Here is a 16,372-nt window from a genome sequence, read left to right on the forward strand (position 1 = left end):
GATTAATTATTATCTAATGTTGATAATACATTTGCTTTTACAATTTTATTTCCTAAAACAGGTGATTCCTCTTTATCTGAACCATTCTTTTTACTATGTGCTTCTTTAAAGGCATCACTATGTAACCAATTGTTGAAATCTTCTTCACTTTCCCACCATGTGTTTACATACATTTGATCATAATCTTCAGTATCATCGATTTGCCAAACTTCGACGCGATGAAACCCAGGTAATTCTTGTATTTTTCCACCTGATGTGAATTTACTAGCCATTTTTGCTGCAAAACCTTTTTTTACGTCAATGCGATTTGTTACTACGTACATAATAGTCACCACCATGATTGATTTAATAAAGTTAATTATAATTTTATAATAGAAATTTCTACATCTATAGTCAATTAAAAGGCATATATAAAAAAGACGATAGCTAATGCTTAGCTATCGTCTCTTGTTATTTATTATTTAGTTAATTCGTTATAAACTTTTTGATCGTTTTGAGTATAGATAATGTATTCATGATCTGCTGTATCGATAATAACTCTGTTTGTTTTACCGAAAGTTGAACCAATTCTATAAACTTTTTCTCTGTCTAATTTAGGAACAGCATGAATATTTTGGTCCTGAGAAATGTTTTTAATTTCGTTGTTAGGAATTTTGATATCTGCAACTCTCCATTGAATTCTAACTTCATTATTATCTTTTTTTACTGTCATTGCCATATCTAGAACACATCCTTATAAATATTTTGTAGCTATATCATATAATAAATTGGAATCGTTTTCAAGTTATTATGTGATACTTTTTGTAATTGTGTCATACTTTAACTATTTCACGAAAGTATGTTCGCTTAAAATATGTGTATGTGATAAAATATCTACATTAAGGAGAAGTGATAATGACAGGGAAAACGCATGCTTCATGTGGGATTTTTGTAGGGGCTTTAGCCATTGAATATTATAAGACGGATTTATTTACATCAGTAACGATAGTGGTATTAGCTGTCATTGCTAGCTTATTACCTGATATCTGTCATACACAAAGTAAAATTGGACGTAAAATTAGAATAATAAGCTTTTTTATTAGATTACTTTTTGGGCATCGAACCTTTACGCATTCAATTTTATTTATAGTTATAATAGGGTTAGGTCTCTATGTAATACAAACACCACAATATTATTTTGTTACGATTATTACTGGATTGATTTCGCATGTTATACTAGATATGTTAACGCCTAAAGGTGTGAAATTGTTTTATCCCATACCTTTAACTGTTAAATTACCAATAACTTTTAAAACAGGTGGCTTAGTAGATTTATCACTAGCGTCAGCACTTATAATAGGGAGTCTATATACTTTGTTTAAATCTAATATAGATGATTTAATTAAATATTTTATAAGTTATTAGTTGTTATATTAATTAATATGCTTTATCGTACATACAGTGCTTTTTAAAATAATGTATTTTATATAGTTTAATTATTTCTATTACATTAGAAATGTTAGGAGAGAATAAATGTTGGATAAAAAAGAACTAGACAAATTCAATCAAGGTCATTTGGTAGAATTCGAAAAGTTAATGAGTTCAAATGAAAAGTCACAACTAAATGACAAGGTTAAATCACTTGATTTAGAACAAATTCAAAATTTATACCAATCATTATATGTAAATAAAAAAGTAATTGAAGATGTATCTTCAGTGCAAGAAGTTAAATATGAAAGTAAAGCTGATTTTTCGCCACAAATGTTGGAAAGTTATGAACAGCAAGGGATACAAGCCATTAAAAATGGTAAATTTGCTGTTGTGTTGATGGCTGGCGGACAAGGGACACGTCTTGGTTATAAAGGACCAAAAGGATCTTTCGAAATTGAAGATGTTAGTTTATTTGAATTGCAAGCTAAACAATTATTAGACTTGCAAGCTAAAACGGGAACAACTGTAGATTGGTACATTATGACTAGTAGTATTAATGACAGGGAAACAAGGTTATTCTTTGAAGATAAAAGTTATTTCGGTTATGACAGTGAACATGTACATTTCTTTATACAAGATAATGTCGTTGCGCTTTCTGAGGAAGGTAAATTAGTTTTAGATGTAAATGGTAAAATATTAGAAACACCAAACGGAAATGGTGGCGTATTTAAAGCGTTGGAAAAAGCAGGATATTTAGCTGATATGAATGAAGCGGGAGTAGAATATATATTCCTAAACAATATCGATAACGTTCTAGTCAAAGTGTTAGACCCAGCGTTTGCAGGCTATGTAGATGCCCACGGTAAAGATGTATCAACTAAATCTATACAACCTAAAAAAGGCGAAAGTGTTGGACGTTTAGTAAATGTAGACCATAAGGATACAGTTTATGAATATTCAGAGCTATCTGAAGATACTGCTAACGAAATTAATAACGCTAATATAGGAATTCATGCATTCAAACTTTCATTCATACAAAATGTAGTCGACCGTGACTTACCTTATCATCTTGCCGTTAAAAGTTTAAAACAGTTAGATGAAGATTTTGGTGTTATCGAGCAACCAACACTTAAATTTGAACTGTTTTATTTTGATATTTTCCAATATGCAAATAGTTTTATTACATTGCAAGTTAATAGAGATGAAGAGTTTTCACCTCTTAAAAATAAAGAAGGTAAAGATAGCGTAGAAACTGCTACTCAAGATTTAAAACGTATGAACATCATAAAATAAGGGTGATTGATTGAATGAACGAATCTACAAATGACAAGCACGACCATAAAATTATGGAAACCTTTAAAGATATTATCCCTTTATCATTTGGTGAAGAAATAGGAAATGCAGCTTCTCATGGACTTGCTGCATTTCTAACATTATGTGTATTGCCTTATGCAGCAGTACGCAGTTACATACATGGAGATGCATTATTGGCATTTAGTGTCTCAGTTTTTGTAATTAGTATATTTTTAATGTTTATATCATCAACGGTTTATCACGCCATGGCGAACAATTCAGCACATAAGTATATTATGAGAATAATAGATCACAGTATGATTTATGTTGCTATTACGGGGACATACACGCCTATTTGTTTGTCACTCATTGGTGGTTGGATAGGATGGACGGCTATGATTGTGTTGTGGGGCATTACGATTTGGGGCATTTTATACAAATCATTGGCTAAACAAGTTAATCATAAATTAAGTCTTATTATGTATTTAGTTATGGGTTGGATAGGTATAATTTTTGTTCCTACAATCATTACACATACATCAATTACGTTTATGTTGTTTATACTCTTTGGTGGTATTGCTTATACAATTGGCGCATGGTTCTATGCACAAAAGAACAAACCTTATTTTCATATGATATGGCATATATTTATCGTATTAGCTTCTGTATTTCACTTTGTGGGCATCGTTTACTTCATGTAAAAGATAGATGCTTTAAAGGAGTATAATAAACGACGCAGCATCCTTTCTCTTAAAGATAGGATGCTGTTTTTATATTTTTAATATAGGCCATCGGTATTATTTTCAATGTTTACTATTGCGCGTTGTCAGTAAAAATGGTTAAGTAATATGTGACATTTTTTAGGAAGAAGCGGTGAGATTATGAATTTAAAATCTATAGGAATTGTTGTCGCGTTGATTTTAATAATGTTTATGGCAGCGATAGAAACGTCTATTGTTTCTTTAGCACTCCCTACAATTAAACATAATTTCAATGCAGGAGGGTTAGCATCTTTAGTTTTTGCAGTTTATTTTATAGCAATCGTCATTGCAAACCCTATAGTAGGAGAAGCACTAGACCGCTTGAAAATTAGTTATATTACAATAGTAGGACTTGTTTTATTTTCAATTGGTAGCTTACTTTCTGGTTTAAGCGGTTCGTTTACGATGCTTATAATATCTCGCTTTGTTCAAGGCTTAGGTGCAGGGGTAATGATGGCACTAAGTCAAATTGTTCCCAAACTAGCTTTTGATATCCCACTTAGATATAAAGTTATGGGAACGGTTGGTAGCGTATGGGGCATATCAAGTATTGTTGGCCCATTATTAGGTGGGGCAATTTTACAATTTTTATCGTGGCATTGGTTGTTTTTTATTAACTTGCCAATTGCGGCTACCGCAATCGTACTTGTGTTACTTACTTTCCACTTTAAAAATGAAACAAATGCGACTAAAACAACTAGAAAATTAGATGTTAAAGGTATGACTGTTTTTTACATAATGATATTTGCATTTTTATTTGCGGTTATGAATAAAGAGCATTTGGTACTAAATCTAATATCAATAATTATTACGATAATCATTGGTTATATACTTTATCGTTATGAAAAAAGTTTGAATAAGCCATTCATTCCAGTGACTGAATTTAATAAAACGATCATTGTTATTTTTGCAACTGATTTTGTCTATGCAATGATACTTATGGGTTATAACATATATATGCCAGTCTACTTACAAGAACAATTGCATCTGTCTCCTTTACAGAGTGGGTTTGTAGTTTTCCCAATTTCTATTGCATGGTTGACTTTAAATTTTTCATTAGACAAATTAGAGTTAAAATTTTCAAGAAGAGGGCTTTATTTATTCGCCTTCATTTTATTAATTATTTGTGGTGTTCTAATACTATTGGTGAAAGAAGCACCATTATTTATTGCCTTTAGTTTATTATTAGCTGGCGTAAGTTTTGGTACAGTATATACAAAAGATAGTGTGATTACACAAGAAGAAACGAGCCCACAACATATGAAACGAATGATGTCCCTATATACTTTAACTAAAAGTTTAGGTAGTTCTATAGGGTCAACAGTGATGGGTTATGTGTATTACTTGTCATTATCATTTGTTAAGTTCAATATTTATAATGTTATTATGCTAACTTTTGTTTTACTAATCTCATTAATTATTTTATGGCTAGTGACGAAACGAAGAGAAAGTGTGAGATAGTCAGATAAAGAGTAATTGAATTGAAGTTAATGCATAGTTAGTATTATAATTACTATTATTAGTATTTTAATTATAGGTAGATTTATTAAAACCTATACTCATTTAACTAGAAGATGAACCTGGTTGATATTTTGTTATAGCACTTAATAGGAGGGCAAAGATGCTATGAAGTTTATAAAGTACTTTTTCACAACGCTAATTGTTCTCACTATTTTTGTAATATCAGGTGCAATCTTTCTAACTTTCTTAGGTTTTGGTCTATTTGGACTAAGCCGTATTCTTATTTACTTTCATTTGGCTTATTTTGGATATAACCGAGGTTTTTACGACAATTTGTTATATTATGGTAGCTATATCGTTTTTGGTTACTTTACGTTATTTGCCGTAGAAAATTTAATGGATTATTTCAGAAAAAAATTGCACAATAATCCATATTTTCAAGGTTTAACGTATCATTTAATAACTTTTGTCGTAACAACCTTGCTTTTTTATTTTATTGTCCACATTCACTACACGTATATCAACATAGAATTCTGGGTAATCGTAGTTATCATGGGATTATTATTTATATGTAAAGAAGTATTTTATCCTGATAGTAAAGACTTAAATCAAAAAAAATAACGTAATTACTGAAAGGAGTGACTGGATGCCCTCGCAATCCATATCAAATTCACAAAGAAACATGATTGTAGCGGTAATGATCGTCAGTGCGTTTGTTGCTATATTAAACCAAACATTATTAAATACGGCATTACCTCAAATAATGAAAGGCCTAAATATTTCAGAAAATACATCACAATGGTTGGTTACCGGTTTTATGCTTGTTAATGGTGTTATGATACCTTTAACAGCTTTCTTAATGGATAAAATTAAGACTCGTCCACTTTATTTAATAGCTATGGGGATATTTTTAATTGGTTCAATCGTCGCTGCACTTGCACCAAACTTTGGTGTTTTAATGTTAGCACGTGTTATACAAGCAATGGGTGCTGGTATTATCATGCCATTAATGCAATTTACATTGTTTATGTTATTCCCTAAAAGTAAACGTGGTTTTGCAATGGGGTTAGCAGGTTTAGTTATCCAATTCGCACCTGCAATCGGACCTACATTATCAGGTTTAGTCATTGATGCTACAAGTTGGAGAATGCCATTTATAATTGTTGTAGGCGTAGCATTGTTAGGATTTATTTTCGGAGCTATATTTATTAGAAGCTACAATGAGACGAAAGAAACAAAACTAGATAAAAGATCTGTTGTTTATTCTACTTTAGGTTTTGGAATTTTACTCTATGCATTTAGTAGCGCAGGTAATTTAGGATTTTCTAGCCCTGTCGTTATCATTGCACTTATAGTCAGCATATTTATAATTGGTGCATTTATTAGACGCCAATTAAATATAGAAAACCCATTATTGAATTTAGTCGTATTCAAAAGTAGAGTTTTCACGTTAACTACTGCATCATCTATGATTGTTATGATGGGTATGGTAGGGCCAGCATTGCTAATTCCATTATATGTGCAAAATGCATTAGGTTTATCAGCATTTTTATCTGGTCTGGTTATTATGCCCGGTGCAATTATAAACGGTATAATGTCTATATTTACTGGTAAGTTTTATGATAAATATGGTGCACGCCCTTTAATTTTAACTGGTTTTACATTATTTTTAATTTTTACTATATTACTATGTTTCCTTACAGTTGAAACATCTTATACGTATTTAATTATTGTATATGCATTAAGAATGTTTTCAGTATCATTATTAATGATGCCATTAAATACGGCTGGAATTAATTCATTGAAGAACAAAGATATTTCTCACGGTACTGCAATTAGTAACTTTGGTCGTGTGACGGCAGGTTCATTAGGTACTGCGCTAATGGTTACATTTATGACGGTAGGTGCGAAGATTTTTGCACCTGAACCAACTGCACATGAGAGTAAAGACTTGCTACAACGCCAAGCTATAGCAGGTGGGGTAGACTTTGCATTCGCAATCGTAGCCGTACTCGTAGTTATTGGATTAATTATGGCATGGTTCGTTAGAGAAGATAGAACGACTGTTAATACAAGAGAAATTTAAAATATTTATGTTTATAAAAGAAGTTAGTTTATTAATTTTTAAATTGTGAGCTAACTTCTTTTTTCATTTTAATTTAAAACTTATACTTACATTAAATTAATTATTACTATACATAGCTTATTGTAGCGAGTTTTTGTTAGAATAATATTAATAATAACAAATTGAGGGGGATTTACTGTGTTAACAGTTGAACAAGTTAAAGAGCTTGTTGGAAATATAAATGATCCAATAATTAATGTACCATTATCAGAAAATGATGGTGTCGTTGAAGTCTCTATTAAAGAAGAAATTGAGCACGTGAGTGTTAAAGTTGCGATTGCACAATTAGGAGGTCAACCACAATTAGATCTTCAAATGAAAATCGTGGAAGCATTAAAAGAAAACGGGGCAAATACAGTAGGCATAAGATTTGAAGAACTACCAGCTGATACTGTTGATAAATATAAAGGATCATCTAGTGATCAACCGCAAACAATTGAAGGACTTCTATCTAAGGATAATCCAGTAGAGTTTATTGCAATTGCATCAGGTAAAGGTGGCGTTGGTAAATCAACAGTAGCGGCTAACTTAGCAGTATCTTTAGCTAGAGAAGGAAAAAGAGTAGGATTAGTAGATGCTGATATTTATGGTTTTAGTATTCCTGATATGATGGGAATTAATGAAAGACCCGGCGTTGATGGCAAAGAAATCATTCCGGTTGAACGTTACGGAGTTAAAGTTATTTCAATGGCATTCTTTGTTGAAGAAAACGCGCCCGTGATTTGGAGAGGCCCGATGTTAGGTAAAATGTTAAATAATTTCTTCACTGAAGTACGATGGGGAGACTTAGACTATTTACTTTTAGATTTACCACCTGGAACAGGGGACGTCGCATTAGATGTTCATACAATGTTACCTTCTAGTAAAGAAATTATCGTAACAACACCACATCCAACTGCAGCCTTTGTAGCAGCAAGAGCAGGTGCTATGGCAAAACATACAGAACATTCTATTCTTGGTGTTATTGAAAACATGTCCTATTTCGAGAGTAAAGAAACAGGTAACAAAGAATATGTATTTGGTACAGGCGGCGGTGAAAAATTAGTGGAAGAACTAAAAACAGATCTCTTAGGTAAGTTGCCATTAGCGCAGCCTTCTTGGGATCCACAAGATTTTGCGCCTTCTATATATCAAGAAACAGACGATTTGGGTAAAATATATCAATCAATGGCTCAACAGATTATTGAAAAAACTCAATAGTAAAGTAGAAAAGTACACAATTTATTGTGTGCTTTTCTATTGCATTTTGTAGATTTGATGGTAGAATAGTTCTTTGTGAGCCAATAGTAAGTAGCTAATAACTCAAGAGCTGTTGGTTAGCAAAAAATATTAAAAAGTAGTTGACTTAAATGTCGCTGTTTGATAATATATAAAAGTCGTCAAAAACGACAAAAATATTATTCAATTTTATCTTGAAAGTGTAAAATTTATTCTTGATAAAATAAAAATAAAATTTTAAAATATATAGAGTATTCTTAATTACAACTTTAAAAAACAAATTAATTTTTGTTGACAAAACAATGAACTTTGTGATAAAATTGTAAAGCGAATATTAAAATGAACATTGAAAACTGAATTGCAATATGTCAACGTTAATTCCAAACGCAACGATATAATCGTTGGTTTAAACGTGTTAGAGATAACACACAATTAGTATTTTATGAGCTAATCAAACATCATAATTTTTTATGGAGAGTTTGATCCTGGCTCAGGATGAACGCTGGCGGCGTGCCTAATACATGCAAGTCGAGCGAACAGATAAGGAGCTTGCTCCTTTGACGTTAGCGGCGGACGGGTGAGTAACACGTGGGTAACCTACCTATAAGACTGGAATAACTTCGGGAAACCGAAGCTAATGCCGGATAACATGTAGAACCGCATGGTTCTACAGTGAAAGATGGCCTTGCTATCACTTATAGATGGACCCGCGCCGTATTAGCTAGTTGGTAAGGTAACGGCTTACCAAGGCAACGATACGTAGCCGACCTGAGAGGGTGATCGGCCACACTGGAACTGAGACACGGTCCAGACTCCTACGGGAGGCAGCAGTAGGGAATCTTCCGCAATGGGCGAAAGCCTGACGGAGCAACGCCGCGTGAGTGATGAAGGTCTTCGGATCGTAAAGCTCTGTTATTAGGGAAGAACAAGTGCGTAAGTAACTGTGCGCACCTTGACGGTACCTAATCAGAAAGCCACGGCTAACTACGTGCCAGCAGCCGCGGTAATACGTAGGTGGCAAGCGTTATCCGGAATTATTGGGCGTAAAGCGCGCGTAGGCGGTTTCTTAAGTCTGATGTGAAAGCCCACGGCTCAACCGTGGAGGGTCATTGGAAACTGGGAGACTTGAGTGCAGAAGAGGAAAGTGGAATTCCATGTGTAGCGGTGAAATGCGCAGAGATATGGAGGAACACCAGTGGCGAAGGCGACTTTCTGGTCTGTAACTGACGCTGATGTGCGAAAGCGTGGGGATCAAACAGGATTAGATACCCTGGTAGTCCACGCCGTAAACGATGAGTGCTAAGTGTTAGGGGGTTTCCGCCCCTTAGTGCTGCAGCTAACGCATTAAGCACTCCGCCTGGGGAGTACGACCGCAAGGTTGAAACTCAAAGGAATTGACGGGGACCCGCACAAGCGGTGGAGCATGTGGTTTAATTCGAAGCAACGCGAAGAACCTTACCAAATCTTGACATCCTTTGACCACTCTGGAGACAGAGTTTTCCCCTTCGGGGGACAAAGTGACAGGTGGTGCATGGTTGTCGTCAGCTCGTGTCGTGAGATGTTGGGTTAAGTCCCGCAACGAGCGCAACCCTTAAGCTTAGTTGCCATCATTAAGTTGGGCACTCTAAGTTGACTGCCGGTGACAAACCGGAGGAAGGTGGGGATGACGTCAAATCATCATGCCCCTTATGATTTGGGCTACACACGTGCTACAATGGACAATACAAAGGGCAGCTAAACCGCGAGGTCATGCAAATCCCATAAAGTTGTTCTCAGTTCGGATTGTAGTCTGCAACTCGACTACATGAAGCTGGAATCGCTAGTAATCGTAGATCAGCATGCTACGGTGAATACGTTCCCGGGTCTTGTACACACCGCCCGTCACACCACGAGAGTTTGTAACACCCGAAGCCGGTGGAGTAACCATTATGGAGCTAGCCGTCGAAGGTGGGACAAATGATTGGGGTGAAGTCGTAACAAGGTAGCCGTATCGGAAGGTGCGGCTGGATCACCTCCTTTCTAAGGATATATTCGGAACATCTTCTACGAAGATGAAAGGAATAGCGTAGACATATTGTATTCAGTTTTGAATGCTCATAGAGTATTCAAAGATTGTACATTGAAAACTAGATAAGTAAGTAAAATATAGATTTTACCAAGCAAAACCGAGTGAATTAGAGTTTTAAAAAGCTTGAATTCAAACTAAAATAATCGCTAGTGTTCGAAAGAACACTCACAGATTAATAACATTTTGGGTTTTGAGTTAGACGTTATGTTTGACTTAAAAACAAAAAGATTAAGTTATTAAGGGCGCACGGTGGATGCCTTGGCACTAGAAGCCGAAGAAGGACGTTACTAACGACGATATGCTTTGGGGAGCTGTAAGTAAGCGTTGATCCAGAGATTTCCGAATGGGGAAACCCAGCACGAGTCATGTCGTGTTATCAACATGTGAATACATAGCATGTTTGAAGGCATACCCGGAGAACTGAAACATCTTAGTACCCGGAGGAAGAGAAAGAAAAATCGATTCCCTGAGTAGCGGCGAGCGAAACGGGAACAGCCCAAACCAACAAGCTTGCTTGTTGGGGTTGTAGGACACTCTATACGGAGTTACAAAAGTTATTGTTAGACGAAGTATCTGGAAAGATACATCAAAGAAGGTAATAATCCTGTAGTCGAAAACGATAACCCTCTTGAGTGGATCCTGAGTACGACGGAGCACGTGAAATTCCGTCGGAATCTGGGAGGACCATCTCCCAAGGCTAAATACTCTCTAGTGACCGATAGTGAACCAGTACCGTGAGGGAAAGGTGAAAAGTACCCCGGAAGGGGAGTGAAAGAGAACTTGAAACCGTGTGCTTACAAGTAGTCAGAGCCCGTTAATGGGTGATGGCGTGCCTTTTGTAGAATGAACCGGCGAGTTACGATTTGATGCAAGGTTAAGCAGGAAATGTGGAGCCGTAGCGAAAGCGAGTCTGAATAGGGCGTTGAGTATTTGGTCGTAGACCCGAAACCAGGTGATCTACCCATGACCAGGTTGAAGTTCAGGTAACACTGAATGGAGGACCGAACCGACTTACGTTGAAAAGTGAGCGGATGAGTTGTGGGTAGCGGAGAAATTCCAATCGAACCTGGAGATAGCTGGTTCTCTCCGAAATAGCTTTAGGGCTAGCCTCAAGTGATGATTATTGGAGGTAGAGCACTGTTTGGACGAGGGGCCCTTCTCGGGTTACCGAATTCAGACAAACTCCGAATGCCAATCAATTTAACTTGGGAGTCAGAACATGGGTGATAAGGTCCGTGTTCGAAAGGGAAACAGCCCAGACCACCAGCTAAGGTCCCAAAATATATGTTAAGTGGAAAAGGATGTGGCGTTGCCCAGACAACTAGGATGTTGGCTTAGAAGCAGCCATCATTTAAAGAGTGCGTAATAGCTCACTAGTCGAGTGACACTGCGCCGAAAATGTACCGGGGCTAAACATATTACCGAAGCTGTGGATTGTCCGTAGGACAATGGTAGGAGAGCGTTCTAAGGGCGTTGAAGCATGATCGCAAGGACATGTGGAGCGCTTAGAAGTGAGAATGCCGGTGTGAGTAGCGAAAGACGGGTGAGAATCCCGTCCACCGATTGACTAAGGTTTCCAGAGGAAGGCTCGTCCGCTCTGGGTTAGTCGGGACCTAAGCTGAGGCCGATAGGCGTAGGCGATGGATAACAGGTTGATATTCCTGTACCACCTAAATTCGTTTTAAGCGATGGGGGGACGCAGTAGGATAGGCGAAGCGTGCTGTTGGAGTGCACGTCCAAGCAGTAAGACTGAGTGTTAGGCAAATCCGGCACTCATAAGGTCAAGCTGTGATGGGGAGAGGAAATTGTTTCCTCGAGTCGTTGATTTCACACTGCCAAGAAAAGCCTCTAGCTAGAATATTAGGTGCCCGTACCGCAAACCGACACAGGTAGTCAAGATGAGAATTCTAAGGTGAGCGAGCGAACTCTCGTTAAGGAACTCGGCAAAATGACCCCGTAACTTCGGGAGAAGGGGTGCTCTCTAGGGTTAACGCCCGGGAGAGCCGCAGTGAATAGGCCCAAGCGACTGTTTATCAAAAACACAGGTCTCTGCTAAACCGTAAGGTGATGTATAGGGGCTGACGCCTGCCCGGTGCTGGAAGGTTAAGAGGAGTGGTTAGCTTCTGCGAAGCTACGAATCGAAGCCCCAGTAAACGGCGGCCGTAACTATAACGGTCCTAAGGTAGCGAAATTCCTTGTCGGGTAAGTTCCGACCCGCACGAAAGGCGTAACGATTTGGGCACTGTCTCAACGAGAGACTCGGTGAAATCATAGTACCTGTGAAGATGCAGGTTACCCGCGACAGGACGGAAAGACCCCGTGGAGCTTTACTGCAGTCTGATATTGAAATTCGGCACAGTTTGTACAGGATAGGTAGGAGCCTTAGAAGCGTGAACGCTAGTTTACGTGGAGGCGTTGGTGGGATACTACCCTCGCTGTGTTGGATTTCTAACCCGCACCATTAATCATGGTGGGAGACAGTGTCAGATGGGCAGTTTGACTGGGGCGGTCGCCTCCTAAAGAGTAACGGAGGCGCTCAAAGGTTCCCTCAGAATGGTTGGAAATCATTCACAGAGTGTAAAGGCATAAGGGAGCTTGACTGCGAGACTTACAAGTCGAGCAGGGTCGAAAGACGGACTTAGTGATCCGGTGGTTCCGCATGGAAGGGCCATCGCTCAACGGATAAAAGCTACCCCGGGGATAACAGGCTTATCTCCCCCAAGAGTTCACATCGACGGGGAGGTTTGGCACCTCGATGTCGGCTCATCGCATCCTGGGGCTGTAGTCGGTCCCAAGGGTTGGGCTGTTCGCCCATTAAAGCGGTACGCGAGCTGGGTTCAGAACGTCGTGAGACAGTTCGGTCCCTATCCGTCGTGGGCGTAGGAAATTTGAGAGGAGCTGTCCTTAGTACGAGAGGACCGGGATGGACATACCTCTGGTGTACCAGTTGTCGTGCCAACGGCATCGCTGGGTAGCTATGTATGGACGGGATAAGTGCTGAAAGCATCTAAGCATGAAGCCCCCCTCAAGATGAGATTTCCCAACTTCGGTTATAAGATCCCTCAAAGATGATGAGGTTAATAGGTTCGAGGTGGAAGCATGGCGACATGTGGAGCTGACGAATACTAATCGATCGAAGACTTAATCAATTTAAATGTTTTGATTGGTAAAATGATATTTACTTACTATCTAGTTTTGAATGTATAACTTTTATACATCATTGTCTGGTGACAATGGCAAGGAGGTCACACCTGTTCCCATGCCGAACACAGAAGTTAAGCTCCTTAGCGCCGATGGTAGTCGGATTTACATCCCGCTAGAGTAGGACGTTGCCAGGCAATATTATTATTCCACAGTAGCTCAGTGGTAGAGCTATCGGCTGTTAACCGATCGGTCGTAGGTTCGAGTCCTACCTGTGGAGCCATATGGCCCCGTGGTCAAGCGGTTAAGACACCGCCCTTTCACGGCGGTAACACGGGTTCGAGTCCCGTCGGGGTCATTACATATTGGAGAATTAGCTCAGCTGGGAGAGCATCTGCCTTACAAGCAGAGGGTCGGCGGTTCGAACCCGTCATTCTCCACCATTTAATTTAATAAGCGCGGAGGGGTAGCGAAGTGGCTAAACGCGGCGGACTGTAAATCCGCTCCTTCGGGTTCGGCAGTTCGAATCTGCCCCCCTCCACCATTGTTGGGCTATAGCCAAGCGGTAAGGCAACGGACTTTGACTCCGTCACGCGCTGGTTCGAATCCAGCTAGCCCAGCCATTTTTGAGCCATTAGCTCAGTTGGTAGAGCATCTGACTTTTAATCAGAGGGTCAGAGGTTCGAATCCTCTATGGCTCACTTGTAAAAACACTTCTTCGGAAGTGTTTTTTTTATGAAAATTTTTATACACATTCAAGCATATTTTATGCAAAATATAAGGTTATAATGAATGTTCAAACGTTTTAATGTTTTTATATGTAAGATACCTCTAATCCATTGTGACACAAGGTTTTAGCTGGCTTGAAAGTTTAATCTTAATAACGTATTCTAGTGTTAAAATGAATGCAAAGGGGTTTTGGATTTATGAAAAACATTAATATTATTGGAGCACCATCGACATTTGGTCAAAGAAAATTAGGGGTAAACTTTGGTCCAGATGCTATACGATATGCAGGTATAGTTGATCGTATTAGAAATATTGGTTATACGGTAGTGGATAAAGGTAATATCGAAGTACCAGAAATCAATTTAGACAAGTTTAATTCAGAACAAGAAGGTTTAAGAAATATTGATGAGATTATTCAAGTATCTGAAAACTTGAGTAATTCAGTATCTGACAGCGTACAAAGTGGTGCTTTTCCATTAATATTAGGTGGAGATCATTCAATAGCTATTGGTTCTATTTCTGGTATCAGTAAACATTATGATAATTTAGGTGTTATCTGGTATGATGCTCATGGTGATTTAAATGTACCTGAAGAATCACCTTCTGGTAATATTCACGGCATGCCGTTAAGAATTTTAGCAGGTGATGGTGATGATAGATTGGTCAATGTTTCCAATTATGCACCGAAAGTTAAACCAGAAAACATTGTTTTAATAGGCATGAGAGATTTAGATATAGGTGAACGTGAATATATTAAAAATAACAACATTAAAACATATACAATGGCTGATATCGACAGACTTGGCATCCAACAAGTTATTAATGAATCAATAGACCATCTTAAAGATAAGACAGATGGTATACATTTATCATTAGATGTAGATGCATTAGATCCAGTAGAAACACCAGGAACAGGTACAAGAGTTTTAGGTGGCTTAAACTATAGAGAGAGTCACTTCGCATTAGAATTGTTACATAATTCTCGATTAATTACTTCTATGGATTTAGTAGAAGTCAATCCACTCATTGATCAAAATAATCATACTGCAGAGCAAGCAGTTGGTCTTGTAGGTAGTTTCTTTGGCGAAACTTTACTCTAAGATAAGCTTTATAAATTACGTTTATAAGTCTATTATTTATAATTAGTAATACAAAAATGAACTATGCCCAGATATATCATTTGGGCATAGCTTTTTTCTTTTATACATAAAAATAGTGTCGTTAATTTATTCTTTAATACGTAAAATAATATGCAATTTATTGGTTTTAAATTTTTAGATTTATTGAGTCATAATATGACAGTATAAAAGAAGATTGGTATAATGTTTACAGTGGGATTAGAATACCGGAGGAGATGTCATGGATTTATCCAATATATTTGAACATTGGAGCACGGTCAAAATTATAACTAGCGTGCTTGACTTATTAATTGTATGGTATGTACTTTATCTTCTCATTACTGTGTTTAAAGGTACAAAAGCCATTCAATTGTTAAAAGGAATACTCGTCATTGTCATAGGGCAACAAATTAGTAAAATGCTAAGTTTAACTGCTACTTCACGTTTATTTGATTTGGTTATTCAATGGGGTGTATTAGCACTCATTGTTATTTTCCAACCAGAAATTCGTAGAGCTTTAGAACAATTAGGACGAGGAAGTTTATTCAAACGTTATGCGAGTAATGTCAATAGCGATGAAAATAAATTAATTTCTGCCGTGTCTAAGGCCGTTCAATACATGGCTAAAAGACGTATTGGTGCATTAATTGTATTTGAAAAAGAGACTGGTCTACAAGACTACATAGAAACAGGTATACCAATGAACTCTAATATATCACAAGAGCTATTAACGAATGTCTTTATACCTAATACACCATTGCATGATGGTGCTATGATTATCCATGATAGCAAGATTGCAAGTGCTGCCTGCTATTTACCACTATCAGATAGTGCTAAAATAGCCAAGAGCCTAGGTACGAGACATAGAGCAGCTGTAGGTATTTCAGAAGTCTCAGATGCATTTACAGTTGTTGTTTCAGAAGAAACTGGTTCAATTTCAGTTACATTTGATGGCAAATTAAGAAAAGATATTTCTACTGAAGCATTTGAAGAACTTCTTGCAGAACATTGGTTTGGCTCACGCTTGCAAGAGAAGGGTGTGAATTAA

11 protein-coding genes, 6 tRNA genes and 3 rRNA genes are annotated in these 16,372 nt (G+C 37.5%); 18 read left to right on the forward strand and 2 right to left on the reverse strand.

The window, feature by feature from the left end:
* Positions 1 to 2: 2 nt before the first annotated feature.
* On the reverse strand, positions 3 to 323 hold the full coding sequence (locus tag ISP08_RS03735) for a heme oxygenase (protein WP_048792768.1): 321 nt from the start codon (positions 321 to 323) through the stop codon (positions 3 to 5).
* A 134-nt stretch (positions 324 to 457) separates the two neighbouring features.
* Entirely contained in the window at positions 458 to 718 is a 261-nt protein-coding gene (locus ISP08_RS03740) for a SunI/YnzG family protein (protein WP_048792767.1), read from the reverse strand.
* A 176-nt stretch (positions 719 to 894) separates the two neighbouring features.
* On the opposite strand from ISP08_RS03740, the gene ISP08_RS03745 reads away from it, so the two are divergent.
* From ISP08_RS03745 to cdaA, 18 genes are all read left to right on the forward strand, one after another.
* Positions 895 to 1,404 (forward strand): metal-dependent hydrolase, encoded by a 510-nt coding sequence (locus tag ISP08_RS03745; protein WP_195719444.1) that lies wholly within the window; start codon positions 895 to 897, stop codon positions 1,402 to 1,404.
* A gap of 108 nt (positions 1,405 to 1,512) precedes the next feature.
* Complete coding sequence (locus ISP08_RS03750) at positions 1,513 to 2,703, forward strand: UTP--glucose-1-phosphate uridylyltransferase (RefSeq protein ID WP_048792765.1); 1,191 nt, start codon at positions 1,513 to 1,515, stop codon at positions 2,701 to 2,703.
* Between the two features lie 14 nt (positions 2,704 to 2,717).
* Positions 2,718 to 3,404, forward strand: coding sequence for a PAQR family membrane homeostasis protein TrhA (gene trhA, locus ISP08_RS03755; RefSeq protein WP_195719445.1), 687 nt, complete (start codon positions 2,718 to 2,720; stop codon positions 3,402 to 3,404).
* Positions 3,405 to 3,584: 180 nt separating this feature from the next.
* On the forward strand, positions 3,585 to 4,925 hold the full coding sequence (gene sdrM / locus ISP08_RS03760; RefSeq protein WP_195719446.1) for a multidrug efflux MFS transporter SdrM: 1,341 nt from the start codon (positions 3,585 to 3,587) through the stop codon (positions 4,923 to 4,925).
* A 165-nt stretch (positions 4,926 to 5,090) separates the two neighbouring features.
* The gene (locus ISP08_RS03765; protein WP_048792762.1) at positions 5,091 to 5,546 is read left to right on the forward strand and encodes a SepA family multidrug efflux transporter; all 456 of its coding nucleotides are present in this window, start codon (positions 5,091 to 5,093) and stop codon (positions 5,544 to 5,546) included.
* Positions 5,547 to 5,571: 25 nt separating this feature from the next.
* Positions 5,572 to 7,011, forward strand: coding sequence for an MDR family MFS transporter (locus ISP08_RS03770; protein ID WP_048792761.1), 1,440 nt, complete (start codon positions 5,572 to 5,574; stop codon positions 7,009 to 7,011).
* 177 nt (positions 7,012 to 7,188) lie between these two features.
* Complete coding sequence (locus tag ISP08_RS03775) at positions 7,189 to 8,250, forward strand: Mrp/NBP35 family ATP-binding protein (protein ID WP_048792760.1); 1,062 nt, start codon at positions 7,189 to 7,191, stop codon at positions 8,248 to 8,250.
* Positions 8,251 to 8,735: 485 nt separating this feature from the next.
* Positions 8,736 to 10,287, forward strand: a 16S ribosomal RNA gene (locus ISP08_RS03780).
* A gap of 275 nt (positions 10,288 to 10,562) precedes the next feature.
* Positions 10,563 to 13,485, forward strand: a 23S ribosomal RNA gene (locus tag ISP08_RS03785).
* A 74-nt stretch (positions 13,486 to 13,559) separates the two neighbouring features.
* Positions 13,560 to 13,674, forward strand: a 5S ribosomal RNA gene (rrf, locus tag ISP08_RS03790).
* The 16S, 23S and 5S rRNA genes sit together here with 6 tRNA genes alongside, the layout of an rRNA operon.
* A gap of 11 nt (positions 13,675 to 13,685) precedes the next feature.
* A tRNA-Asn gene (locus ISP08_RS03795) sits at positions 13,686 to 13,760 on the forward strand.
* Positions 13,761 to 13,763: 3 nt separating this feature from the next.
* Positions 13,764 to 13,835 (forward strand) — tRNA-Glu (locus ISP08_RS03800).
* A gap of 9 nt (positions 13,836 to 13,844) precedes the next feature.
* Positions 13,845 to 13,920, forward strand: a tRNA-Val gene (locus ISP08_RS03805).
* 17 nt (positions 13,921 to 13,937) lie between these two features.
* Positions 13,938 to 14,021 (forward strand) — tRNA-Tyr (locus ISP08_RS03810).
* 4 nt (positions 14,022 to 14,025) lie between these two features.
* Positions 14,026 to 14,100: transfer RNA gene (locus ISP08_RS03815), tRNA-Gln, on the forward strand.
* A gap of 5 nt (positions 14,101 to 14,105) precedes the next feature.
* A tRNA-Lys gene (locus tag ISP08_RS03820) sits at positions 14,106 to 14,178 on the forward strand.
* A 225-nt stretch (positions 14,179 to 14,403) separates the two neighbouring features.
* A complete protein-coding gene (gene rocF / locus ISP08_RS03825; protein WP_195719569.1) occupies positions 14,404 to 15,306 on the forward strand; it encodes an arginase in 903 nt (300 codons plus the stop codon).
* Positions 15,307 to 15,565: 259 nt separating this feature from the next.
* The gene (cdaA, locus tag ISP08_RS03830; RefSeq protein WP_195719568.1) at positions 15,566 to 16,372 is read left to right on the forward strand and encodes a diadenylate cyclase CdaA; all 807 of its coding nucleotides are present in this window, start codon (positions 15,566 to 15,568) and stop codon (positions 16,370 to 16,372) included.

It is taken from the genome of Staphylococcus lloydii (assembly GCF_015775975.1).
In the GTDB taxonomy this organism is placed as follows: Bacteria; Bacillota; Bacilli; order Staphylococcales; family Staphylococcaceae; genus Staphylococcus; species Staphylococcus lloydii.

Coding starts and splice junctions, on each gene's coding strand:
- cdaA (WP_195719568.1), top strand. CDS start 15,566: ATGGATTTATCCAATATATTTGAACATTGGAGCACGGTCAAAATTATA.
- ISP08_RS03750 (WP_048792765.1), top strand. CDS start 1,513: ATGTTGGATAAAAAAGAACTAGACAAATTCAATCAAGGTCATTTGGTA.
- sdrM (WP_195719446.1), top strand. CDS start 3,585: ATGAATTTAAAATCTATAGGAATTGTTGTCGCGTTGATTTTAATAATG.
- ISP08_RS03770 (WP_048792761.1), top strand. CDS start 5,572: ATGCCCTCGCAATCCATATCAAATTCACAAAGAAACATGATTGTAGCG.
- ISP08_RS03765 (WP_048792762.1), top strand. CDS start 5,091: ATGAAGTTTATAAAGTACTTTTTCACAACGCTAATTGTTCTCACTATT.
- rocF (WP_195719569.1), top strand. CDS start 14,404: ATGAAAAACATTAATATTATTGGAGCACCATCGACATTTGGTCAAAGA.
- trhA (WP_195719445.1), top strand. CDS start 2,718: ATGAACGAATCTACAAATGACAAGCACGACCATAAAATTATGGAAACC.
- ISP08_RS03740 (WP_048792767.1), bottom strand. CDS start 718: ATGGCAATGACAGTAAAAAAAGATAATAATGAAGTTAGAATTCAATGG.
- ISP08_RS03745 (WP_195719444.1), top strand. CDS start 895: ATGACAGGGAAAACGCATGCTTCATGTGGGATTTTTGTAGGGGCTTTA.
- ISP08_RS03735 (WP_048792768.1), bottom strand. CDS start 323: ATGTACGTAGTAACAAATCGCATTGACGTAAAAAAAGGTTTTGCAGCA.